Below are 22,663 nucleotides of genomic sequence, written 5' to 3'. Positions count from 1 at the left end.
CCTCCGGACCAAGAAAGCCGCTTCGCCTTCCGGTCGACGGATGCTTGCTACCGCTTCGCGCGGATTGAGCCTCAGCACATCCGCCGGGCATGAGCCTGTCAACGCACAGGCGGAGCGAGAAAAGGCAAAGGCATCAGCGCAAAAGCGCACCGTAGAAACGAAGAACCCGGCCAGACCGTGAGGTCCGCCCGGGTTCGAAACAAGTTCCGGCGAGTTTCGGTCAGCCCTGGGCGGCGACCGAAAGTGCGTCCGTGATCGCCTGCGAGACGCTGTCGATCGGCTGCATGCCGTCGATGGCGGTCAGCTGGCCGCGCTTATCATAATAGGGAGCGACTACGGCCGTATCACGGTTATAGGCCTCAAGCCGGGTCTTGAAGACCTCCGGATCGTCGTCCTTACGCACCGGCTGCCCGGCCGCCCTCGCCTCCTCGGCGCGGCGAACGATGCGGTCGACGAGCTTGGTCTGGTCGACCTTGAGCTCGAGCACGGCGTCGAGCTTCAGGCCCTTGCCGTCGAGCATCTTGTCCAGCGCCTCGGCCTGAGCCAGCGTCCGCGGGAAGCCGTCGAGAATGAAGCCCTTCTTGGCATCCGCCTCTTCGATGCGGTCGGCGACGATGCCGATGACGATCTCGTCCGAGACCAGCCCGCCCGCGTCCATCACCGCCTTGGCCTTCTGGCCGACCGGCGTACCGGCGGCGACGGCTGCGCGCAGCATGTCGCCGGTGGAAAGCTGCGGAATGCCGTGCTTCGCGACGATGCGCGCCGCCTGAGTGCCTTTACCCGCCCCCGGCGGCCCCAGGAAAATCAACCGCATTTAGCGCCTCGCTCCTCGCAACTTGGCCTTCTTGACCAGCCCTTCGTACTGATGGGCCAGCAGGTGCCCGTGAACTTGCGCCACGGTGTCCATCGTCGTCGTCACCACGATGAGCAGCGAAGTACCGCCCAGCAGGATGATCGGGATCTGAGCATAGGTGATCATGAACTCGGGGATAAGGCAGACGATCGTCAAATATCCTGCGCCCAGAACGGTGATGCGCGTCAGGATGCGATCGATATGCTCGGCGGTCCGCTCGCCCGGGCGGATGCCCGGCATGAAGCCGCCATGCTTCTTGAGATTGTCGGCCGTCTCGACCGGATTGAACACAATCGCGGTATAGAAGAAGCAGAAGAAGATGATCAGCGCCGCGTAGAGGATCATGAACGCCGGCCGGCCATGGGCGAGATAGGTCGCCATCGTCGACAGGAAGCCGGTGCCGCCCGAGGCCTGCTGGAAGCTGGCGACGGTCGTCGGCAGCAGCAGCAGCGACGAGGCGAAGATCGGCGGAATGACGCCGGCGGTGTTGAGCTTCAGCGGCAGGAACGAGGTCTGGCCCTCATACATGCGGTTGCCGACCTGGCGCTTCGGATAGTTGATCAGCAGGCGGCGCTGGGCGCGCTCCATGAACACGCAGAAGGCGATGACGCAGACCGCCATCACAAGCACGCCGAGCAGCAGGCCGGTCGAGATCGCGCCCTGGCGGCCGAGCTCGAAGGTCTGGGCGAGCTGCGAGGGGAACTCGGCGATGATGCCCGCGAAGATGATCATCGAGGTGCCGTTGCCGATGCCGCGGCTGGTGATCTGCTCACCCAGCCAGAGCAGGAACATCGTGCCGCCGACCAGCGTGATCGTGGTCGAGAGCAGGAAGAACGGCCCAGGCTGCAGCACGAGGTTGCCAGAACCCTGGAGGCCGACGCCGATCGCATAGGCCTGGAACACGGCCAGCACGAGGGTCAGGTAGCGGGTGTACTGGTTCAGGGTCTTGCGGCCCTGCTCGCCTTCCTTCTTCAGCGCCTCGAAGCTCGGCACGACGCTGGAGAGCAGCTGCACGATGATCGAGGCCGAGATGTAGGGCATGATCGCCAGCGCGAAGATCGCGAGGCGCCCGACCGCGCCACCGGAGAACATGTTGAACATGCCGAGCATGCCGGACTGGGTCTGGCGGAACAGGTCGGCCACCGCATCCGGGTTCATGCCGGGCAGCGGGATATAGGTGCCGAGCCGGTAGATGACCAGCGCGCCCAGCGTGAACCAGATTCGCTTCTTGAGTTCATCCGCCTTGGCGAAGGCCCCGAAATTGAGGTTCGCCGCAAGCTGTTCAGCCGCCGATGCCATGCGTCCGGTCCCTGGGTCTCAAACTGGTCGTTGAAGCACATCCCTCAACGCACGCGAGGTGCTGTCTGCGGATTCGTGCCTTGCGTCAAACAGTCAAACGGCGGCCAAGGCGCTGGGCCCGGCCGCCGTTCGCAAACGTCATGTAGGCGTTCGGATCACGCCTGTGAAGCGGCAGCCAGAATCTTGACCGAACCGCCAGCCTTCTTGATCGCAGCGACGGCCGACTTGGACGCGCCGTACACCTCGAAGGCAAGCTTGGTCTTGAGCTCGCCGACGCCGAGAATCTTGACGCCGTCCTTGGCCTGACGGGTGATGACACCGGCGGCGACGAGCGCCTCGATGGTCACGGTGCCCTTGGCATCGAGCTTGCCGGCTTCCACCGCCTGCTGGATTCGGCCGAGGTTCACCTCGTTCAGGTCCTTCGCAAACAGGTTGTTGAAGCCGCGCTTCGGCAGGCGACGATACAGCGGCATCTGGCCGCCTTCGAAGCCCTTGATGGCGACGCCGGCGCGCGAGGTCTGACCCTTCACGCCGCGACCACCGGTCTTGCCCTTGCCGGAGCCAATGCCACGGCCGACACGCATGCGCTGCTTCAGAGCGCCTTCGTTGTCACGGATCTCATTGAGTTTCATGTGTCGCCCTCCTCACTTCGCGTCGACGACGCGGACGAGGTGCTTCACCTTCTCGACCATGCCACGCACCGCGGGGGTGTCCTGGAGGGTCGAGCGGCGGCGGATCTTGTTCAGGCCGAGACCGATCAGGGTCTGGCGCTGGGTGGCCTCGCGGCGGATCGGCGAACCGGTCTGCTCGATGGTGAAGGTCTTCTCAGCCTTTGCCATGATGTCCCCCTCACGCTTCCGCGGCCGCATCCGTGCCGGCATCGCGGCGACGGGTCTGCAGGGCCGAAACCTTGAGCGAGCGACGAGCCGCGACCGAGCGCGGGCTGTCCTCGTTCTTCAGCGCGTCGAAGGTGGCGCGCACGAGGTTGTACGGGTTGGAGGAGCCGAGCGACTTCGACACGACGTCCTGCATGCCGACCGCCTCGAAGACGGCGCGCATCGGGCCGCCGGCGATGATGCCGGTACCGGCCGGAGCCGCGCGCAGCACGACCTTGCCGGCGCCGTGGCGGCCCTGCACGTCGTGATGGAGGGTACGGCCCTCGCGCAGCGGGATACGGACGAGGCCGCGCTTGGCAGCTTCCGTCGCCTTGCGGATCGCCTCGGGAACTTCACGAGCCTTGCCGTGGCCGAAGCCGACGCGGCCCTTCTGGTCGCCGACGACGACGAGCGCGGCGAAGCCGAAGCGACGACCACCCTTCACCACCTTGGCGACGCGGTTGATGTGGACGAGCTTGTCCACGAATTCGGAAACTTCCGTTTCCCGATCTTTACGCTCACGCGGCTCTCTAGCCATGTGTCTGTCCTCTTACTTGCGCGGACGAGGATCGAAGCCCCGCCGCTCGCTCGAGCCTAACCCCGTGCATCATTGCCCGGGGAAGCCAGTAAACAGGCATCGCCCGGCCGGCGTATGACGCCGGGCCGGGCGAAACCCGATAACCTCAGAAGCTGAGGCCGCCCTCGCGGGCTGCATCGGCCAGCGCCTTGACGCGACCATGGTACATGTACGGGCCGCGGTCGAAGACCACTTCCGTCACGCCGGCCTTGACCGCGCGCTCGGCGACGATCTTGCCGATCTGGCCGGCGGCCTCGACATTCGCGCCGGACTTGATCTGCTCGCGCACATCCTTGTCCCGCGACGAGGCGGAAGCGAGGGTGACCCCGTTCACGTCGTCGATGACCTGGGCGTAGATCTGCTTGCCGGTGCGATGCACCGACAGGCGCGGGCGACCATTGGCAACGGCCTTGATCGCGCGGCGGACGCGGGCCTTGCGGCGCGCAGTCACATCGTTCTGCTTGCTCATGGCTGGCGTCCTTACTTCTTCTTGCCTTCCTTGCGGAAGATGAATTCGCCGGCGTACTTGACGCCCTTGCCCTTGTAGGGCTCGGGGCCACGATAGTCGCGGATCTCCGCGGCGGTCTGGCCGACGACCTGCTTGTCGATGCCGGTGACGACGATCTCCGTCGGCTTCGGCGTCACGATCGCGACACCGGCCGGGATTTCGTAGTCGATGTCGTGGCTGTAGCCGAGCGACAGCTTGAGCACCTTGCCGTTGACGGCGGCCTTGTAGCCGACGCCGTTGATCTCAAGCTTCTTCTCGAAGCCGGCAGTGGTGCCGATGACGAGATTGTTGATGCGGGCGCGCGAGGTGCCCCAGAGCGCACGGGCGCGCTTCGACTGCGAACGCGGCTGAACCGCGATCGCACCGTCCTCCATGGCCACCGAGACGTCCTCGGGAACCGTGAAGGAGAGCTCGCCCTTGGAGCCCTTGATCTTGACCAGCTGGCCGGTGACCGAGGCGGTGACGCCCGCGGGAACCGAAACCGGCTTCTTACCGATACGAGACATTTGGATCTCTCCTGAAAGTGAGCGGGGCGCCTGTAAGGTCAGAAGACCTTGCAGAGCACTTCGCCGCCCACGTTCTGCTCGCGGGCCACATGATCGGCCATCACGCCACGCGGGGTCGAGACGATCGTCACGCCAAGGCCATCGGCCACGCGCGGCATGGTCTCGACCGACGAGTAGACGCGGCGGCCGGGCTTCGAAACACGCGAGATCGACCGGATGACCGGCTGGCCCTCGTGATACTTCAGCTCGATGTCGAACTCCGTCCGGCCGTTGCCGAACTCGGTCTGGCTGTAGCCGCGGATGTAGCCCTCGGACTGCAGCACGTCGAGCACGCGAGCGCGCAGCTTCGAGCCAGGGGTGGAAACGCGGGACTTGCGACGCATCTGCGCATTGCGGATGCGGGTCAGCATATCGCCGAGCGGATCAATGATTGCCATTGTTCCAGTCCTCCTTACCAGCTCGATTTCACGAGGCCGGGAACCAGCCCCTTGTTACCGAGCTCACGCAGCGCGACACGCGACATCTTGAGCTTGCGATAGAACGCGCGCGGACGGCCCGTCACTTCGCAGCGGTTGCGAATGCGGATCTTCGCCGAGTTGCGCGGCAGTTCGGCCAGCTTCAGGCGGGCGAGGAAACGCTCGTCCATGGGCTGGTTGTCGTCATTGGCGATCGCGAGAAGACGAGCCCGGCGGCCGGCGAATTTCTTCACCAGCTTCCTGCGGCGCTCGTTGTTCTCGACGGAGCTTTTCTTAGCCATCGATCTCTCCTGGTTTCCGCGTATGAACGCTTAGGTTCACTGCCGGAACGGGAAGTTGAAGTGCTTGAGCAGGGCGCGTGCCTCGTCGTCCGACTTCGCAGTCGTGCAGACGATCACGTCCATACCCAGGACCTGGTCGACCTTGTCGTAGTTGATCTCGGGGAACACGATGTGCTCCTTGATCCCGAGCGCGAAGTTACCGCGCCCGTCGAACGACTTGGGGTTGAGGCCCCGGAAGTCGCGCACGCGCGGCAAGGCGATGGTGACGAGCCGGTCGACGAACTCGAACATCTTGGTCTTGCGCAGCGTGACCTTGCAGCCAACCGCCATGTTTTCGCGCAGCTTGAAGCCAGCGATGGCGAGGCGGGACTTGGTGATGACCGGCTTCTGGCCGGCGATCAGAGCGAGGTCGCCAGCGGCAACGTCGACCTTCTTACGGTCGGCAGTCGCTTCACCAACGCCCATGTTGATGACGATCTTCTCGATCGCCGGCACTTCCATGACGTTCTTGTAGCCGAATTCGGCGATCATCGCGGGACGAACGACGTCCTCGTAATGCTTCTTCATGCGCGGCGAGAGCGCCGCCTGCTGAGCCTCAGCCATCGATCAGATCTCCCGAACGCTTGGCGAACCGAACCTTGCGGCCGTCATCGAGCACCTTGAAACCGACGCGGGTGGCCTTGCCATCCTTGGGGTCGGCAATGGCGATGTTCGACAGGTCGATCGTCGCTTCCTTGCTGATGATGCCGCCCTCGGACTGCGCGGACTGCTTGGTGTGCTTCTTGACGAGATTGACACCGCGCACGACGGCGCGGGCATCCTTCGGCAGAACCTGCAACACCTCGCCCGACTTGCCCTTGTCGCGACCAGCGAGCACGACGACCTTGTCGCCCTTCTTGATCTTAGCAGCCATCACAGCACCTCCGGCGCCAGCGAGATGATCTTCATGTGGTTCTTGGCGCGCAGCTCGCGCGGAACCGGTCCGAAGATACGCGTGCCGACCGGCTCCTTCTGGTTGTTGATCAGCACGGCCGCATTGCGGTCGAAGCGGATCACCGAACCGTCCTGGCGCTTGACGTCCTTGGCGGTGCGAACGACGACCGCCTTCATGACGTCGCCCTTCTTCACGCGACCGCGCGGAATGGCTTCCTTGATCGAAACGACGATGATGTCGCCAATGCGGGCATAGCGCCGCTTCGACCCGCCGAGAACCTTGATGCACATCACGCGACGGGCGCCGGAATTGTCGGCGACGTCGAGATTCGTCTGCACCTGGATCATGGCCTTGATCCTTCCAATCTGTGTATCAGCGCGGTTTCCCGGCCAGCATCAGTGCCGACGGGGACTACGACTGACGGGGGTCGATCGCCCCCTGGCCTCAAACAAAACACGATCCGCAAAAGTGGTTTCCACCTTTGCGGAGAAACATGTCCGGCTTCTTTCCTGCCCCGCCCTGCCCCTGATTCGGGGCCGGGCGAAGCCATCTCGAATCACGCCTTGGGGGCGTCCTCGAGCACAACCCAGCTTTTCAGCTTGGAAATCGGCTTGGACTCCTCGATCCAAACCGTGTCGCCGACCTTGAACGAACCCGCCTCGTCATGGGCGTGATAGTTCTTCGTGCGGCGCACCGTCTTCTTGAGCAGCGGGTGCGTATAACGCCGCTCGACCTTGACCACAACAGTTTTGTTCTGCTTGTCGCTGACGACGACGCCCTGCAGTACGCGCTTAGGCATTATTCTCTCCTCACGCGCTCGCCGCGACGGTCTTGGACCGCTGCAGCGTCTTGATGCGGGCGATGTCCTTGCGCACTTCGGTGACGCGCGCGGTGTTCTCGAGCTGCCCGGTGGCCTTCTGGAAGCGCAGGTTGAACTGCTCCTTCTTGAGCTTCAGGAGTTCGTCCTGAAGCTGGTCCGTGCTCATGGCCTTCAGGTCGGACTGACGCTGTGTGATTTTCATCTTGCCCTCCCTCACTCGGCAATGCGCTGGATGAAGCGCGTCTTGATCGGCAGCTTGGCGGCGCCGAGACGGAGCGCCTCGCGGGCGATCTCCTCGGACACGCCGTCGAGCTCGAACATGATCCGGCCCGGCTTGACCTTGGCGGCCCAGAACTCGGGCGAACCCTTGCCCTTACCCATGCGGACTTCGGTCGGCTTCTTGGAAACCGGCACGTCCGGGAAGATGCGGATCCAGACACGGCCGACGCGCTTCATGGCGCGGGTGATCGCGCGGCGGGCCGCCTCGATCTGCCGGGCGGTGACGCGCTCGGGCTCCTGGGCCTTCAGGCCGAACTGGCCGAAGTTGAGGTCCGTGCCGCCCTTGGCGACGCCGGAGATGCGTCCCTTGAACTGCTTGCGGAACTTGGTGCGTTTTGGTTGCAGCATGGCTCTTCTCGATCAGCCTTACGCAGCCTGCTCGCGACGATCGCGATCGCGGTGATCACGGTCACGACCGCTGGAGCGGCCGCCTTCGTCGGAAAGGCGCTTGTCCTGGGCCATCGGGTCGTGTTCCAGGATCTCGCCCTTGAAGATCCAGACCTTGATGCCGCACGTCCCGTAGGTCGTGAAAGCGGTGGCGACGCCGTAGTCGACATCGGCGCGCAGCGTATGCAGCGGCACGCGGCCCTCACGATACCATTCGAGGCGGGCGATCTCGGCGCCGCCGAGACGGCCCGAGCAGTTGATGCGGATACCCTCGGCGCCGAGACGCATCGCCGACTGCACGGCGCGCTTCATGGCGCGACGGAAGGCGACGCGGCGCTCGAGCTGCTGAGCGATCGAGTCGGCGACGAGCGTCGCGTCGATCTCGGGCTTGCGCACCTCGACGATATTGATCGTCACGTCGGCCTTGGTGAGCTTCGAGACTTCCTTGCGGAGCTTCTCGATGTCTGCACCCTTCTTGCCGATCACCACACCCGGACGCGCCGAGTGGATGGTGACGCGGCACTTCCGGTGCGGGCGCTCGATGATGATCTTCGAAACCGCGGCCTGCTTCAGCAGCTTCATGAGCGCGGCGCGGATGGCCATGTCTTCATGCAGCAGCTTGCCGTACTCGCCCTTGTTGGCGAACCAACGCGAGTCCCAGGTGCGGTTGATGCCGAGGCGAAGGCCGATCGGATTGATTTTCTGACCCATCGTTCTCTCCTCAGGCCTTGGCCGCAGCGACTTCGCGCACCACGATCGTGATGTTCGCGAAGGGCTTCAGGATGCGGGCGCCACGGCCACGGGCACGAGCGTGGAAACGCTTCATGACGAGGGCCTTGCCAACGAAGGCCTGTGCCACGACGAGATCGTCGACGTCGAGATCATGGTTGTTCTCGGCGTTGGCGATCGCGCTCTGGAGGCACTTGCGCACATCGAGCGAGATCCGCTTGCGCGAGAACTCGAGATCGGCGAGCGCAGTCGCGACCTTCTTGCCACGGATCAGCTGAGCGACGAGGTTCAGCTTCTGCGGCGAGACGCGAAGGTTGCGAGCGATCGCAGTGGCTTCGTTCTCGGGCAGCGCACGGGGGGCGGATGCTTTACCCATGGCTTACTTCCTCTTCGCCTTCTTGTCGGCAGCGTGGCCGTGGAAGGTGCGGGTCGGCGAGAACTCGCCGAACTTGTGACCCACCATCTCCTCGGACACGGACACCGGCACATGCTTATGGCCGTTGTAGACGCCGAACGTCAGACCGACGAACTGCGGCAGGATCGTGGAGCGACGGCTCCAGATCTTGATAACTTCATTACGAGCCGAGGTCCTGGCGACCTCGGCCTTCTTCAGGAGGTATCCGTCGACGAACGGACCTTTCCAAAGCGAACGCGCCATGACGGACCTCAGTTCTTCTTCTTGCGGGCGTGACGGCTCGACACGATGAACGTATCGGTCCGCTTGTTCGAGCGGGTCTTCTTACCCTTGGTCGGCAGACCCCAGGGCGTGACCGGATGACGGCCACCCGAGGTCCGGCCTTCACCACCGCCGTGCGGATGGTCGACCGGGTTCATCGAGACGCCGCGGTTATGCGGACGGCGACCGAGCCAGCGCGAGCGACCAGCCTTGCCGTCGTTCCGGTTCATGTGATCCGGGTTCGAGACGGCGCCGACGGTAGCATAGCACAGGCCCGAGATCAGGCGCTGTTCGCCCGAGTTCAGGCGGACGATGACGTAGCCCTGGTCGCGACCGACGATCTGGGCGTAGTTGCCGGCCGAACGGGCCAGGGCGCCGCCCTTGCCGATCTTCAGCTCGACATTGTGGACAATCGTGCCGATCGGCAGCGAACCCATCGGAGCCGCGTTGCCGGGCTTCACGTCGACCGAGTCACCCGCGACGACCGTATCACCAACAGCCAGGCGCTGCGGCGCCAGGATGTAGGCCTGCTCGCCGTCCTGATACTTGATCAGGGCGATGAAGGCGGTGCGGTTCGGATCGTACTCGAGCCGCTCGACGGTCGCCGGAATGCCGGCCTTGCCGCGACGCTTGAAGTCGACGAGACGCAGCGTGCGCTTGTGACCACCGCCGCGGAAGCGGACGGTGACGCGGCCGGTGTTGTTGCGGCCGCCCGAGGAGCTCTTGCCCTCGGTCAGCACCTTGACCGGCTTGCCCTTGTAGAGCTCGCTGCGGTCGACGATCACGAGCTGGCGAAGGCTCGGCGTGATCGGCTTGAAATGTTTCAAAGCCATGATGCTTCCCTCACAGGCCCGTGGTCACGTCGATGGAGTGGCCCTCTTCGAGGGTCACGACCGCCTTCTTGACGTCCGAACGCTGGCCGGGACGGCCACGGAACATCTTGACCTTGCCCTCGGTGACGATCGTGTTGACGCTCTTCACCTTGACGTCGAAGAGCTTCTCGATCGCCGCCTTGATCTGCGGCTTCGTTGCGGTCTTGGCAACCTTGAAGACGACCTTGTTATGCTCCGAGAGCATCGTCGCCTTCTCGGTGATGACCGGCGCCACGATCACATCGTAGTGGCGCGGGTCGAGGTTCTTGGCGGACTGGCTCATTTGAAGCGCGCCTCCAGCGCATCGACGGCCGCGCGCGTCAGGACGAGCTTGTCGCGACGCAGGATGTCGTAAACGTTGATGCCCTGGACCGGCAGCACGTCGACATTCGGGATCGAGCGAGCGGCCAGGCCGAAGTTGGTATCGATCTCGGCGCCGCCGATGATCAGCGCGCTCGACAGGTCGAGCTTGCCGAAGTGGCCGAGCAGCACCTTGGTCTTCGGCTCGGAGAGCGTGGCATCGTCGATCACGATGATGCCGGCGTCCTTCGCCTTGGCCGAGAGAGCGTGGCGCAGAGCCAGCGCACGGACCTTCTTGGGAAGATCATGACCGTGGTCGCGCAGGACGGGGCCGAAAGCCTTGCCGCCGCCGCGGAACTGCGGAGCCGAAGCCGCGCCGTGGCGAGCGCCGCCGGTGCCCTTCTGCTTGTAGATCTTCTTGCGGGTGCGATCGACTTCCGAGCGGCCCTTGGACTTGTGAGTCCCGGCGCGGCGCTTGGCGAGCTGATAGCGGACCATGCGGGCGAGCAGATCGGCGCGCGGCTCGAGGCCGAACACCTCATCCGACAGCTCGACCGAACCGGCCGACTTGCCCTCAAGAGTGGTGATATCGAATTTCATCACGCGTTCTCCTCAGCCTGGGCCGCAGGAGCCTCATCCGCCTTGCCCTCGCCGGAAACCTTGAACTTGCCCGGCAGCGGCGCATCCTTCGGCAGGGCGCGCTTGACGGCGTCACGGACGTGAATCCAGCCGCCGGCGACGCCAGGAACGGCACCCTCGACGAGGATCAGGCCGCGCTCGACATCCGTCTGGACGACGCGCAGGTTCTGCGTGGTGACGCGCTCGGCGCCGAGATGGCCCGGCATCTTCTTGTTCTTGAAGGTCTTGCCCGGGTCCTGACGGCCACCGGTCGAACCGATCGAGCGATGCGAGACCGACACGCCGTGCGTGGCGCGCAGACCGCCGAAGTTCCAGCGCTTCATACCGCCGGCGAAACCCTTACCGGTGGTGGTGCCGGAGACATCGACGAACTGGCCGACGACGAAGTGGTCCGCGGTCAGCTCGGCGCCGACAGGGATCAGCGCGTCATTGCTGACGCGGAACTCGACCACCTTGCGCTTCGGCTCGACCTTGGCGACCGCGAAATGACCGCGCTCGGCCTTCGAGACATTCTTCACCTTCGCCTGAGCGGAGCCCAGCTGCACGGCCACATAGCCGTTCTTCTCGATCGTGCGATGCGCGACGACCTGGCAGTTGTCGAGCTTCAGCACGGTGACCGGGATGTGCTCGCCGGCATCCGTGAAGATGCGGGTCATCCCGACTTTCTGTGCAATCACACCGGAACGCATCGGTGCATACCTTCCTTTGGGGTCATGTCCATCCGGGGTCGCCGGAAACAGAGGACCCGTTTAATCGGATCCGAAGATGGTCCGACGAAGTGGAAACCGCTTCGTCGTTCAGACCATCTCCGACTTAAAGCTTGATTTCGACGTCGACGCCGGCGGCGAGATCGAGCTTCATGAGGGCGTCGACCGTCTGGGGGGTCGGGTCGACGATATCGAGAACCCGCTTGTGGGTCCGCATCTCGAACTGCTCGCGCGACTTCTTGTCGATGTGGGGCGAGCGGTTGACGGTGAACTTCTCGATGAGCGTGGGCAGCGGAATCGGTCCGCGGACCTGGGCGCCCGTCCGCTTCGCGGTCGACACGATCTCGCGCGTCGAAGCGTCGAGGATGCGGTGGTCGAACGCCTTGAGGCGGATCCGAATGTTCTGACCGTTCATGGTCTCAATTCTCCGTGACGTGAGAAAAGGCAAAGGCCCCGAAGGGCCCCTGCCCCTCACGCAAACGCGTTACGCGATGATCGAGGCGACGACGCCGGCGCCGACGGTGCGGCCGCCTTCGCGGATGGCGAAGCGGAGCTTCTCTTCCATCGCGATCGGGGCGATCAGCGTCACCTCCATCGAGATGTTGTCGCCCGGCATCACCATCTCCGTGCCCTCGGGCAGCGAGACCACGCCGGTCACGTCCGTCGTGCGGAAGTAGAACTGCGGGCGGTAGTTGGTGAAGAACGGCGTGTGACGGCCACCCTCTTCCTTCGTCAGGATGTAGGCCTCGGCCGTGAACTTCGTGTGCGGCTTCACCGAACCCGGCTTGCACAGCACCTGGCCGCGCTCGACGTCCTCACGCTTCGTGCCGCGCAGCAGCGCGCCGATGTTGTCGCCCGCCTGGCCCTGGTCCAGCAGCTTGCGGAACATCTCGACGCCGGTCACCGTCGTCTTCACGGTGTCCTTCAGGCCGACGATCTCGATTTCCTCGCCAACCTTGACGATGCCGCGCTCGACGCGGCCGGTCACCACCGTGCCACGGCCCGAGATCGAGAACACGTCCTCGACCGGCATCAGGAACGGCAGGTCGATCGGACGCTCCGGCTGCGGGATGTAGTCGTCGACCGTCTGCATCAGCGCGACCACCGCGTCATGGCCGATCGCCTTGTCGCCGTTGTCCAGCGCGACCTTGGCCGAGCCCTTGGTGATCGGGATGTCGTCGCCGGGGAAGTCGTACTTCGACAGAAGCTCGCGGATCTCCATCTCGACCAGCTCGAGCAGCTCGGCGTCGTCGACCAGGTCGACCTTGTTCATGAACACCACCAGCGCGGGAACGCCGACCTGGCGCGCCAGCAGGATGTGCTCGCGGGTCTGCGGCATCGGGCCGTCGGCAGCCGAAACCACCAGGATCGCACCGTCCATCTGCGCCGCGCCCGTGATCATGTTCTTCACGTAGTCGGCGTGGCCGGGGCAGTCGACGTGAGCGTAGTGGCGGTTCGCCGTCTCGTACTCGACGTGAGCCGTCGAGATCGTGATGCCGCGAGCCTTCTCTTCCGGGGCCTTGTCGATCTGGTCATACGCCGTGAACGCAGCGCCGCCCGTCTCGGCCAGGACCTTCGTGATCGCAGCCGTCAATGACGTCTTGCCATGGTCAACGTGACCAATCGTTCCAATGTTGCAGTGCGGCTTGTTCCGCGAAAACTTCTCTTTGGCCATCGTAGCCTCCGTCAGATCTTGTTCAAATGGTCAGTCGGGTCGGTGCGGGGTTCAGGCGTACTTGGCCTGGACCTCGGCGGCCACCGCCGACGGCACCTGCTCATAGTGGTCGAACTGCATCGTGTAGTTCGCGCGGCCCTGCGAGAACGAGCGAAGCTGGTTCACGTAGCCGAACATGTTCGCCAGCGGAACCATCGCGTTGATCACGACGGCGTTGCCGCGCATGTCCTGGCCCTGGATCTGGCCACGACGCGAGTTCAGGTCGCCGATGACCGAGCCGGTATAGTCTTCCGGGGTCACGACTTCGACCTTCATGATCGGCTCGAGCAGCACGGAGCCGCCCTTCTGCAGACCTTCGCGCAGCGCTGCACGGGAGGCGATTTCGAAGGCGAGCGCCGACGAGTCGACTTCGTGGAAGGCGCCGTCGATCAGTGTGACCTTGACGTCCACGACCGGGAAGCCGGCGAGCACGCCCGAGCCGATGACCGAATTCAGGCCCTTCTCGACGCCGGGAATGTACTCCTTCGGCACCGAACCGCCGACGACCTTCGACTCGAACTCGAAGCCCTTGCCGGTCTCGTTCGGCTCGATGACGAGCTTGACGCGAGCGAACTGGCCGGTACCGCCGGTCTGCTTCTTGTGGGTGTAGTCGATTTCGGCCTTCTTGGTCAGCGTCTCACGATACGCAACCTGCGGCGCGCCGATGTTGGCGTCGACCTTGTAGGTGCGCTTCAGGATGTCGACCTTGATGTCGAGATGGAGCTCGCCCATGCCCTTCAGGATGGTCTGGCCGCTCTCCTGGTCGGTCGACACGCGGAACGAGGGATCCTCGTTCGCGAGCTTCGACAGGGCGAGGCCCAGCTTCTCCTGGTCGGCCTTGGACTTCGGCTCGATCGCGATCGTGATGACCGGCTCGGGGAACTCCATACGCTCCAGAATGACCGCGTTGACGGGATCGCAGAGCGTGTCGCCGGTGCGGACGTCCTTGAGGCCGGCCAGGGCGACAATGTCGCCGGCATAAGCCTCCTTGATGTCCTCGCGGTTGTTCGCATGCATCAGCAGCATACGGCCGACGCGCTCTTTCTTGTCACGGGTCGAGTTGATGACGCCCTGGCCCGCCTCGACCTTGCCGGAATAGACGCGGCAGAAGGTGATCGTACCGACGAAGGGGTCGTCCATGATCTTGAACGCGAGCATCGCGAACGGATCGGAGTCGGTCGGGTTGCGGGTGGTCGGCTCTTCGGTCTTGAAGTCGATGCCTTCGACCGCGCCGCGATCCACCGGCGACGGCAGATAGTCGACGACGGCGTCGAGCAGCGGCTGCACGCCCTTGTTCTTGAAGGACGAGCCACAGAGGACCGGGTGGAACGCGCGGCGCTGAACCGCAGTGCGGATCAGGCGGCGCAGCGTGGCGGCGTCCGGCTCGGTGCCTTCGAGATAGGCTTCCATCGCGACGTCGTCCATCTCGACGGCAGCCTCGACGAGCTTCGAGCGGTACTCGGCAGCCTTGTCGCCGAGATCGGCCGGGATGTCCTGCTCCTCGTACGAAGCGCCGAGCGCCTCGCCGTTCCAGACGATCGCCTTCATCTTCACGAGGTCGACGACGCCGGCGAAGTTGGACTCCGAACCGATCGGGATCTGAAGGCAGACGGGCTTGCCGGCGACGCGGTCAATGATGTCCTGGACGCAGCGATAGAAATCGGCGCCGATCTTGTCCATCTTGTTGACGAAGACGACGCGCGGAACGTCGTACTTGTCGGCCTGGCGCCAGACGGTCTCGGTCTGGGGCTCGACGCCCTGGTTGCCGTCGAGAACGCAGACGGCGCCGTCGAGCACGCGCAGCGAACGCTCGACTTCGATGGTGAAGTCGACGTGGCCGGGGGTGTCGATGATGTTCAGGCGGTGGTCCTGCCAGAAGCAGGTCGTCGCAGCAGAGGTGATCGTGATGCCACGCTCCTGCTCCTGCGTCATCCAGTCCATGGTAGCAGCGCCATCATGGACTTCGCCGAGCTTGTGGCTCTTGCCGGTGTAGAACAGGATGCGTTCGGTCGTCGTCGTCTTGCCGGCATCAATGTGGGCCATGATGCCGAAGTTGCGATAACGGTCGATGGGATGGGAACGGGCCATGATCGTGCTCTGTGTCTCGGTGCAGTACGCCGCTTACCAGCGGTAGTGCGAGAAGGCGCGGTTGGCTTCCGCCATCCGGTGCGTGTCTTCACGCTTCTTGACGGCGTTGCCGCGATTGTTGGCAGCGTCCATCAGCTCGGCCGACAGGCGCTCCACCATGGTCTTGTCGTTGCGGCCGCGAGCGGCAGCGATCAGCCAGCGGATGGCGAGCGCCTGGCGGCGCTCCGTGCGGACTTCGACCGGAACCTGGTAGGTCGCGCCACCGACGCGGCGGGAACGGACCTCGATCGCCGGAGCGACGTTCTCGAGCGCCGACTTGAAGACACCGAGCGGCTCGCTCTTGGTCTTCGCCTCGATGATATCGAAGGCACCGTAGACGATCCGCTCGGCGGTCGACTTCTTACCTTCGTACATGACCGAGTTCATGAACTTGGTCACGACGATATCGCCGAACTTCGGGTCCGGGATAACTTCGCGCTTTTCGGCACTGTGGCGGCGGGACATCGTCTAGTCTCCGTAAATCTTCAACGCGGCGAACCGGCTCAGGCTGCCCGCCCGGCCGGTCAGGCCGAAATTACTTGGGACGCTTGGCGCCGTACTTCGAACGGCGCTGCTTGCGGTTCTTGACGCCCTGCGTGTCGAGCACACCGCGCAGGATGTGATAGCGCACGCCGGGAAGGTCCTTCACGCGGCCGCCACGGATCATGACGACAGAGTGCTCCTGGAGGTTGTGACCCTCGCCGGGGATGTAGCCGATCACCTCGAAGCCGTTGGTCAGGCGAACCTTCGCAACCTTACGGAGCGCGGAGTTCGGCTTCTTCGGGGTCGTCGTATAGACGCGCGTGCAAACGCCGCGCTTCTGCGGGCAATTCTCAAGCGCCGGGGCGGTGTTACGCGCCTTCACGGGCGACCGCGACTTGCGGATGAGCTGGCTGATTGTCGGCATTCTGGCCTCTCGCCCCACTGAGCGTTTGGAAATTCCTGGTCAATCTCCCAGGCCGAGCAAAGCCATGACATAAACGAAGCCGCGCCATCGGCGCCCTTTCAGGGGCCTCAGGCGCGCTCGCCAGCAGAGGAACACGGAGAGCCCGCGTTCATGCATCCTGCCATGTCGTCAATCGACGCTGGAATTCCGACGGAGTTTCGGTCGCGAAACTCGCTTGCGAACCATGCGCAAGCGACAAACGTGTCCGACAGCCGTCGACAGTGGCGCGCTTATGACTCACGCGGAGATTCGCGTCAACCCCGGATTCCGGTTCCAGGCCCGTTTAGGCCTGCATTTCCGCCACCCACTGGGCGAATGGCGGCACCGAACCGGCTACGGCTGCATGCCGCGCGCCGATCGTCAGCATAGCTGCCGTAAACAGAGCGTAAAGCTCCCTCGAGTTCCAGCTCCCGCATGATCCCCAGGAGAGAATCACCGGCCAGAGGAAAGCCCTCCCGGAGAACAGCAGCCGCAGCACCCCTGCCCTAGCGAACCGCCATCCGAGCCAGAAGCGCGGACAACTCACTCTGCCGCGTTACACCGGTCTTCTGGAAGACGCGCTTCAGGGTCGTGCGCGCCGTTTCCTCGGTGATGCCGAGACGTTGGCTCGCCTCGCGCGGCGCCAGCCCCACCCCGACCAGGGCCGTCAGGCGTGCCTCGGCCAGCGTCAGGCCGAGAAGGTCCCGCACGAGCGCCGGATCGGCGGGGCCGTTGACCTGCGAGCTCATGACGACAGCGATCGCGGCGACATCCGCGAGCAACGCTTCGATCGCACCGCGATCCGCCCCCCGGACCGGGATCACATGCACGGCCAGGAAACCGTCGCGCTGGTGATCCTGCACGACGACCGGACGCGGCGCATCGAGAAGGGCCGTGTCGCCGAAAGCCGCGTCGGCGATCCGGGCCCGCAGCATATCGCGCGGCGCCTCCGCCCGTGCCGTCAGCCGCCCCCCACTGACCAGCAGGCCGTCCCCGGTGAGCGCCTGTCCAGCCGGATTGGAGAACAGCACCCGCCCATCGCCGGCAAGCAGGAAGACGCCGACCCCGAGCCGGGTTAGGGCATCCGCGAGCGCGTGCTGCGAGGCTTCGGCATTGATCAGCCTGATCCCGAGACGCAGGGCGTTCTCGACATGGCGCCCCAACCGGCCGAGGGTTTCGAGCTCGGCCTCCGACAGTGGCCCCCTCTCCGCGGCGCGCTGAACCGCTAGCGCGACACCCACGCGCGGATCGGGAGAGATCCCGACCCCGCCGAACCAGCCGAGGCCATGCGAGCGCAGAAACTGCGTGTAGAATGGCAGGCGCTTCCTTTCCTCCGGCGTGGCGATGTCGCGATCCGAGATCGTATCGGAACGGGCAATCGCCCCGCATTCAAGTGAGCGCGAGAAGCGCACGTCATGACGCCACCACTCCCCCGTCTCGTAATCCCGCAGGGCCGCCTCCAGCCCGGGCGAACAGATCGAGCCATAGGTGCCGTCGTCCCGCTGATAGATCATATGGGCGCCGACATCGCCGAATGAATCGGCGATCGCCTGCAGCGCGGCGGGCCAGCGCTCGGGTGCCGGAGCCGCGTCATAGATCGCCTCGACCGCCGCGACGAAGCCGGCCGGCGTCTCGTGATCGAAGGCATCCCTGCCTTCTTGCCTTTCTGGCCAGCGCATCATGTCCCTGCAGCGCCCTGCTTTCGAAACCGGGAGTAGCTTCGCACCCTTAGAGCATCAGATGGCGTGAACAAAATGTGAGCAGACGGAAATTTGGTCCCCATCTCACTGCGGCGAGAGCGCCAGGATGATCCGTATCCTTCAAGGCGCGCAGCTCAGGCATCGCCACGGCTGACACAAAAGAAAACGGCCGCCCGAAGGCGGCCGTTTGAGAACATGAGGCTTTCGCCGGGCTGCTTATTCGGCAGCCGGGAGCACCGCGGCGGCTGCCTTGGCGGCCTTGGCCGCCGCATCCGCCTTCTGGCCGACGATGAGATCGTCGCGGCGCGTGGCCACCTGCTTGATGCGGGCGACCTGGGCGCCGGTGCCGGCCGGGATGAGCGAGCCGACGATGACGTTCTCCTTGAGGCCTTCGAGCATGTCCGACTTGCCGTTGACCGCCGCCTCGGTGAGGACGCGGGTGGTCTCCTGGAAGGACGCCGCCGAGATGAAGGAGCGGGTCTGCAGCGAGGCCTTGGTGATGCCGAGCAGGACCGGAACACCGGATGCCGGCTTCTTGCCCTCTTCGCGCAGCTTCGCGTTGACCTCTTCCAGCTCGATCCGATCGACCTGGTCGCCGGTCAGGATGTCGCTGTCGCCGGACTCGGTGATCTCGACCTTCTGCAGCATCTGCCGGACGATGACCTCGATGTGCTTGTCGTTGATGGTCACGCCCTGGAGGCGGTAAACCTCCTGGATTTCGTTGACCAGATAAGCCGCCAGCTCCTCGACGCCCTTGATCGCAAGGATGTCGTGCGGGGCCGGGTTGCCGTCGAGGATGTAGTCGCCGACCTCCACGACGTCGCCTTCCTGAAGGTGGATGTGCTTGCCCTTCGGGATCAGGTACTCGACCCCGTCGGAACCGTCATGCGGCGTCAGCGTAACGCGACGCTTGTTCTTGTAGTCCTTGCCGAAGCCGATCACGCCCGACTTTTCGGCGATGATCGCCGCGTCCTTCGGACGACGTGCCTCGAACAGCTCCGCGACGCGCGGCAGACCGCCGGTGATGTCGCGGGTCTTGGCCGAGTCGGTCGAGACACGGGCGAGCACGTCGCCGGCCTTGATCGCATGGCCCGGCTCCACCGAGATAATGCCGTCGACCGGCAGGATGTAGCGGGCCTCGCCACCACGGGCGAGCTTCGCAACCTTCCCGTCAGCGCCGAAGATGACCATCGCCGGCTTGAGATCGGCCGTACGGGCCGAACCGCGCCAGTCGATGACGACGCGCTTGGAGATGCCGGTCGCCTCGTCGGTCGTCTCGGTGATCGACATGCCGTCCACGAGGTCCTCGTAGCCGACCTTGCCGTCCACTTCCGCGAGGATCGGGCGGGAATAGGGGTCCCACTCGATCAGGCGCTGGCCGCGCTTGACCTTGTCGCCCTCGTCGACGCGCAGCTTCGAGCCGAACTGGACGCGATGGACCGCGCGCTCGGCTCCATCAGGGCCGACGATCACGATGGCGATGTTGCGCGCCATGGCGATGAGGTCGCCGTCCGAGTTCCGCGCGACGTTGCGGTTGCGCATCTTGACCGTGCCTTCGAAGTTCGACTCGACGAAGGACTGGTCGGCGATGGTGGCCGCGCCGCCGATGTGGAAGGTACGCATGGTGAGCTGCGTGCCCGGCTCGCCGATCGACTGTGCCGCGATGACGCCGACGGCCTCGCCCATGTTGACGGGCGTGCCGCGAGCGAGGTCGCGACCGTAGCAGGTGGCACAGACGCCGTTCTTGGTCTCGCAGGTGAGAACCGAACGAATCTTCACCTCCTGGACGCCGGCGGCGTTGATCCTGGCGATGTCGCTCTCTTCGATCACGATCCCCTTGGCGACGAGGACATTGCCGTCGACATCGACGATGTCCTCGGCCGTGGCGCGACCCAGGATGCGCATGCCGAGCGAAGCCACGATCTGGCCGGCATCGACGATGGCGCGCATCTTGATGCCGTTATCCGAGCCGCAGTCGACCTCGGAGATGATCGCGTCCTGCGCCACGTCGACGAGACGGCGGGTGAGATAGCCGGAGTTGGCCGTCTTGAGCGCCGTGTCGGCGAGGCCCTTACGGGCGCCGTGGGTCGAGTTGAAGTACTCGAGAACGTCGAGACCTTCCTTGAAGTTCGAGATGATCGGGCTTTCGATGATCTCGCCCGACGGCTTGGCCATCAGGCCGCGCATGGCGGCGAGCTGGCGCATCTGCGCCGGCGAACCACGAGCGCCCGAGTGCGACATCATGTAGATCGAGTTGATCTGCTTGTCGCGGCCGGTCTCGTCCTTCTGGACGGTCGAGATGCGGGCCATCATCTCCTGGGCGAGCTTGTCGGAGCACTTCGCCCAGGCGTCGACGACCTTGTTGTACTTCTCGCCCTGGGTGATCAGGCCGTCCTGGTACTGCTGCTCGTAATCCTTGGCGAGCGCGCGGGTCGTGTCGACGATATCCCACTTGTTCTCCGGCACGACCATGTCGTCCTTGCCGAAGGAGATGCCGGCCTTGAACGCGTGGCGGAAGCCCAGCGCCATGACGCGATCGCAGAAGATCACCGATTCCTTCTGACCGCAGCCGCGATACACGGCGTCGATCATTCCGGAGATTTCCTTCTTGGTCATCAGGCGGTTGCTGACGTCGAAGGACACGGCCGGATGGTCCGGCAGCGCGGTCGAGAGGATCACGCGGCCAGGCGTGGTGTCGTAGATCTTCGTGTACGGCTTGCCGTCCTTGCCGGTGCCGGTCCAGCGATATTTGATCTTCGAATGCAGCGTCACGACCTTCTCGTGCAGCGCGTGCTCGAGTTCGCCGAAATCGCCGAAGATCTTGCCCTGGCCCGGCTCGCCGTCCGAGACGATCGAGAGGTAGTACAGGCCGAGCACGATGTCCTGCGACGGCACGATGATCGGCATGCCGTTCGCGGGGTGCAGGATGTTGTTGGTCGACATCATCAGCACGCGCGCTTCCAGCTGCGCTTCGAGCGACAGCGGGACGTGCACGGCCATCTGGTCGCCGTCGAAGTCCGCGTTGAAGGCGGCGCAGACCAGCGGGTGCAGCTGGATCGCCTTGCCTTCGATCAGCACGGGCTCGAAGGCCTGGATGCCCAGGCGGTGGAGCGTCGGCGCGCGGTTCAGCATCACCGGATGCTCGCGGATGACCTCGTCCAGGATATCCCAGACCTCAGGCTTCTCCTTCTCGACCAGCTTCTTGGCCTGCTTGACCGTGGTCGAGTAGCCCTTGGCGTCGAGGCGCGCATAGATGAACGGCTTGAACAGTTCGAGCGCCATCTTCTTCGGCAGGCCGCACTGGTGCAGCTTCATCTCCGGGCCGACGACGATGACCGAGCGGCCCGAATAGTCGACGCGCTTGCCGAGCAGGTTCTGGCGGAAGCGGCCCTGCTTGCCCTTCAGCATGTCGGCGAGCGACTTCAGCGGGCGCTTGTTGGCACCCGTGATGACGCGGCCGCGGCGGCCGTTGTCGAACAGGGCGTCGACGGACTCCTGCAGCATCCGCTTCTCGTTGCGGATGATGATGTCCGGCGCGCGCAGCTCGATGAGGCGCTTCAGGCGGTTGTTGCGGTTGATGACGCGGCGATAGAGGTCGTTCAGGTCCGAGGTCGCGAAGCGGCCGCCATCGAGCGGAACGAGCGGGCGCAGATCCGGCGGGATGACCGGGATCTGGGTCATCACCATCCATTCCGGCTTGTTGCCCGATTCCTGGAAGGCCTCGATGATCTTGAGGCGCTTCATCAGCTTCTTGGGCTTCAGCTCCGACGTCGTCGTCGCGATCTCATGCTTGAGGTCGGCGTTGATCTGATCGAGGTCGAGCGCGCGCAGCATCTCGCGGATCGCTTCCGCGCCGATCATGGCGGTGAAGGTGTCGGCGCCGTACTCTTCCTGGCAGCGGACATACTCTTCTTCCGACAGCAGCTGACGGTCCTTGAGCGGGGTCAGGCCCGGCTCGATGACCACATACGACTCGAAGTAGAGGATGCGCTCGAGGTCCTTGAGCGGCATATCCATCAGCAGGCCGATGCGCGAGGGCAGCGACTTCAGGAACCAGATATGCGCCACCGGGGCGGCCAGCTCGATATGGCCCATGCGCTCGCGCCGGACACGGGCGAGCGTGACTTCCACGCCGCACTTCTCGCAGATGACGCCCTTGAACTTCATGCGCTTGTACTTGCCGCACAGGCACTCGTAGTCCTTGATCGGCCCGAAGATGCGCGCGCAGAACAGGCCGTCACGCTCCGGCTTGAACGTGCGGTAGTTGATGGTCTCCGGCTTTTTGATCTCGCCATAGGACCAGGACAGGATCTTCTCCGGGCTCGCGATCGAGATCTTGATCGCGTCGAAGGCCTGCTGGACCGGCTGCTGGCCGAAAAGGTTCATGACCTCTTGCTTCATCGCCTGTCTCCTCTAGCCGGCGGGGACGAAGGCCACCCTGCCCGGCTTCTGAAATCCGTGGCCGGCGGCATCAGTGCC

29 protein-coding genes are annotated in these 22,663 nt (G+C 64.5%); all 29 read right to left on the bottom strand.

What is annotated here, in order from left to right; translation table 11 throughout:
• Window positions 1-220: 220 nt before the first annotated feature.
• The gene (locus AC6RIC_RS12655) at window positions 221-814 is read right to left on the bottom strand and encodes an adenylate kinase (RefSeq protein ID WP_454656604.1); all 594 of its coding nucleotides are present in this window, start codon (window positions 812-814) and stop codon (window positions 221-223) included.
• Complete coding sequence (secY, locus tag AC6RIC_RS12650) at window positions 815-2,152, bottom strand: preprotein translocase subunit SecY (protein WP_454656603.1); 1,338 nt, start codon at window positions 2,150-2,152, stop codon at window positions 815-817.
• 155 nt (window positions 2,153-2,307) lie between these two features.
• On the bottom strand, window positions 2,308-2,784 hold the full coding sequence (rplO, locus tag AC6RIC_RS12645) for a 50S ribosomal protein L15 (protein WP_499736404.1): 477 nt from the start codon (window positions 2,782-2,784) through the stop codon (window positions 2,308-2,310).
• A 12-nt stretch (window positions 2,785-2,796) separates the two neighbouring features.
• Window positions 2,797-2,991, bottom strand: coding sequence for a 50S ribosomal protein L30 (gene rpmD, locus AC6RIC_RS12640; RefSeq protein ID WP_454656601.1), 195 nt, complete (start codon window positions 2,989-2,991; stop codon window positions 2,797-2,799).
• A 10-nt stretch (window positions 2,992-3,001) separates the two neighbouring features.
• Entirely contained in the window at window positions 3,002-3,565 is a 564-nt protein-coding gene (rpsE, locus tag AC6RIC_RS12635) for a 30S ribosomal protein S5 (RefSeq protein WP_047582054.1), read from the bottom strand.
• 145 nt (window positions 3,566-3,710) lie between these two features.
• Entirely contained in the window at window positions 3,711-4,073 is a 363-nt protein-coding gene (rplR, locus tag AC6RIC_RS12630; protein ID WP_454656600.1) for a 50S ribosomal protein L18, read from the bottom strand.
• An 11-nt stretch (window positions 4,074-4,084) separates the two neighbouring features.
• Window positions 4,085-4,618 carry a 50S ribosomal protein L6 gene (rplF, locus tag AC6RIC_RS12625; protein WP_499736403.1) on the bottom strand — a complete coding sequence of 178 codons (534 nt, stop codon included), beginning with the start codon at window positions 4,616-4,618 and terminating at the stop codon, window positions 4,085-4,087.
• A 38-nt stretch (window positions 4,619-4,656) separates the two neighbouring features.
• Window positions 4,657-5,055, bottom strand: coding sequence for a 30S ribosomal protein S8 (gene rpsH / locus AC6RIC_RS12620; protein WP_047582049.1), 399 nt, complete (start codon window positions 5,053-5,055; stop codon window positions 4,657-4,659).
• Window positions 5,056-5,069: 14 nt separating this feature from the next.
• The gene (gene rpsN / locus AC6RIC_RS12615) at window positions 5,070-5,375 is read right to left on the bottom strand and encodes a 30S ribosomal protein S14 (protein ID WP_199085556.1); all 306 of its coding nucleotides are present in this window, start codon (window positions 5,373-5,375) and stop codon (window positions 5,070-5,072) included.
• A 36-nt stretch (window positions 5,376-5,411) separates the two neighbouring features.
• Window positions 5,412-5,978 (bottom strand): 50S ribosomal protein L5, encoded by a 567-nt coding sequence (rplE, locus tag AC6RIC_RS12610; protein WP_454656598.1) that lies wholly within the window; start codon window positions 5,976-5,978, stop codon window positions 5,412-5,414.
• Complete coding sequence (rplX, locus tag AC6RIC_RS12605) at window positions 5,971-6,288, bottom strand: 50S ribosomal protein L24 (protein WP_454656597.1); 318 nt, start codon at window positions 6,286-6,288, stop codon at window positions 5,971-5,973. The genes rplE and rplX overlap by 8 nt, the downstream gene beginning before the upstream one ends.
• Entirely contained in the window at window positions 6,288-6,656 is a 369-nt protein-coding gene (gene rplN / locus AC6RIC_RS12600) for a 50S ribosomal protein L14 (protein WP_038365406.1), read from the bottom strand. Before rplN ends, rplX begins: the two co-directional genes overlap by 1 nt.
• A gap of 209 nt (window positions 6,657-6,865) precedes the next feature.
• The gene (rpsQ, locus tag AC6RIC_RS12595; RefSeq protein WP_199085553.1) at window positions 6,866-7,108 is read right to left on the bottom strand and encodes a 30S ribosomal protein S17; all 243 of its coding nucleotides are present in this window, start codon (window positions 7,106-7,108) and stop codon (window positions 6,866-6,868) included.
• Window positions 7,109-7,118: 10 nt separating this feature from the next.
• Complete coding sequence (gene rpmC, locus AC6RIC_RS12590) at window positions 7,119-7,331, bottom strand: 50S ribosomal protein L29 (RefSeq protein WP_047582036.1); 213 nt, start codon at window positions 7,329-7,331, stop codon at window positions 7,119-7,121.
• 11 nt (window positions 7,332-7,342) lie between these two features.
• Entirely contained in the window at window positions 7,343-7,756 is a 414-nt protein-coding gene (rplP, locus tag AC6RIC_RS12585) for a 50S ribosomal protein L16 (protein ID WP_038365403.1), read from the bottom strand.
• 18 nt (window positions 7,757-7,774) lie between these two features.
• Entirely contained in the window at window positions 7,775-8,506 is a 732-nt protein-coding gene (gene rpsC, locus AC6RIC_RS12580; RefSeq protein ID WP_454656596.1) for a 30S ribosomal protein S3, read from the bottom strand.
• 10 nt (window positions 8,507-8,516) lie between these two features.
• The gene (gene rplV / locus AC6RIC_RS12575) at window positions 8,517-8,900 is read right to left on the bottom strand and encodes a 50S ribosomal protein L22 (protein ID WP_377838321.1); all 384 of its coding nucleotides are present in this window, start codon (window positions 8,898-8,900) and stop codon (window positions 8,517-8,519) included.
• Window positions 8,901-8,903: 3 nt separating this feature from the next.
• Window positions 8,904-9,182 (bottom strand): 30S ribosomal protein S19, encoded by a 279-nt coding sequence (rpsS, locus tag AC6RIC_RS12570; RefSeq protein WP_047582029.1) that lies wholly within the window; start codon window positions 9,180-9,182, stop codon window positions 8,904-8,906.
• Window positions 9,183-9,190: 8 nt separating this feature from the next.
• The gene (rplB, locus tag AC6RIC_RS12565) at window positions 9,191-10,033 is read right to left on the bottom strand and encodes a 50S ribosomal protein L2 (protein ID WP_499736402.1); all 843 of its coding nucleotides are present in this window, start codon (window positions 10,031-10,033) and stop codon (window positions 9,191-9,193) included.
• A gap of 10 nt (window positions 10,034-10,043) precedes the next feature.
• Window positions 10,044-10,355 carry a 50S ribosomal protein L23 gene (locus tag AC6RIC_RS12560; RefSeq protein ID WP_047582026.1) on the bottom strand — a complete coding sequence of 104 codons (312 nt, stop codon included), beginning with the start codon at window positions 10,353-10,355 and terminating at the stop codon, window positions 10,044-10,046.
• Entirely contained in the window at window positions 10,352-10,972 is a 621-nt protein-coding gene (gene rplD, locus AC6RIC_RS12555) for a 50S ribosomal protein L4 (RefSeq protein WP_061967347.1), read from the bottom strand. Before rplD ends, AC6RIC_RS12560 begins: the two co-directional genes overlap by 4 nt.
• Window positions 10,972-11,700, bottom strand: a complete 729-nt coding sequence (rplC, locus tag AC6RIC_RS12550) for a 50S ribosomal protein L3 (RefSeq protein ID WP_454656594.1) — start codon at window positions 11,698-11,700, stop codon at window positions 10,972-10,974. Before rplC ends, rplD begins: the two co-directional genes overlap by 1 nt.
• 124 nt (window positions 11,701-11,824) lie before the next feature.
• Window positions 11,825-12,133: a 30S ribosomal protein S10 gene (gene rpsJ / locus AC6RIC_RS12545; protein WP_043237115.1), complete on the bottom strand. Its 309-nt coding sequence runs from the start codon at window positions 12,131-12,133 to the stop codon at window positions 11,825-11,827.
• A 69-nt stretch (window positions 12,134-12,202) separates the two neighbouring features.
• Window positions 12,203-13,393, bottom strand: coding sequence for an elongation factor Tu (gene tuf / locus AC6RIC_RS12540; protein WP_454656584.1), 1,191 nt, complete (start codon window positions 13,391-13,393; stop codon window positions 12,203-12,205).
• A 51-nt stretch (window positions 13,394-13,444) separates the two neighbouring features.
• Entirely contained in the window at window positions 13,445-15,520 is a 2,076-nt protein-coding gene (fusA, locus tag AC6RIC_RS12535; RefSeq protein ID WP_499736401.1) for an elongation factor G, read from the bottom strand.
• A 33-nt stretch (window positions 15,521-15,553) separates the two neighbouring features.
• Complete coding sequence (rpsG, locus tag AC6RIC_RS12530; RefSeq protein ID WP_089175040.1) at window positions 15,554-16,024, bottom strand: 30S ribosomal protein S7; 471 nt, start codon at window positions 16,022-16,024, stop codon at window positions 15,554-15,556.
• Window positions 16,025-16,094: 70 nt separating this feature from the next.
• The gene (gene rpsL / locus AC6RIC_RS12525) at window positions 16,095-16,466 is read right to left on the bottom strand and encodes a 30S ribosomal protein S12 (protein ID WP_199085547.1); all 372 of its coding nucleotides are present in this window, start codon (window positions 16,464-16,466) and stop codon (window positions 16,095-16,097) included.
• Window positions 16,467-16,990: 524 nt separating this feature from the next.
• Window positions 16,991-18,166, bottom strand: a complete 1,176-nt coding sequence (locus AC6RIC_RS12520) for a helix-turn-helix transcriptional regulator (protein ID WP_499736400.1) — start codon at window positions 18,164-18,166, stop codon at window positions 16,991-16,993.
• 234 nt (window positions 18,167-18,400) lie between these two features.
• Window positions 18,401-22,585 (bottom strand): DNA-directed RNA polymerase subunit beta', encoded by a 4,185-nt coding sequence (rpoC, locus tag AC6RIC_RS12515; protein ID WP_454656591.1) that lies wholly within the window; start codon window positions 22,583-22,585, stop codon window positions 18,401-18,403.
• Window positions 22,586-22,663 lie beyond the last annotated feature (78 nt).

The organism is Allobosea sp. TBD101, assembly GCF_059817965.1.
This window is presented reverse-complemented; position numbering and strand designations above follow the sequence as displayed.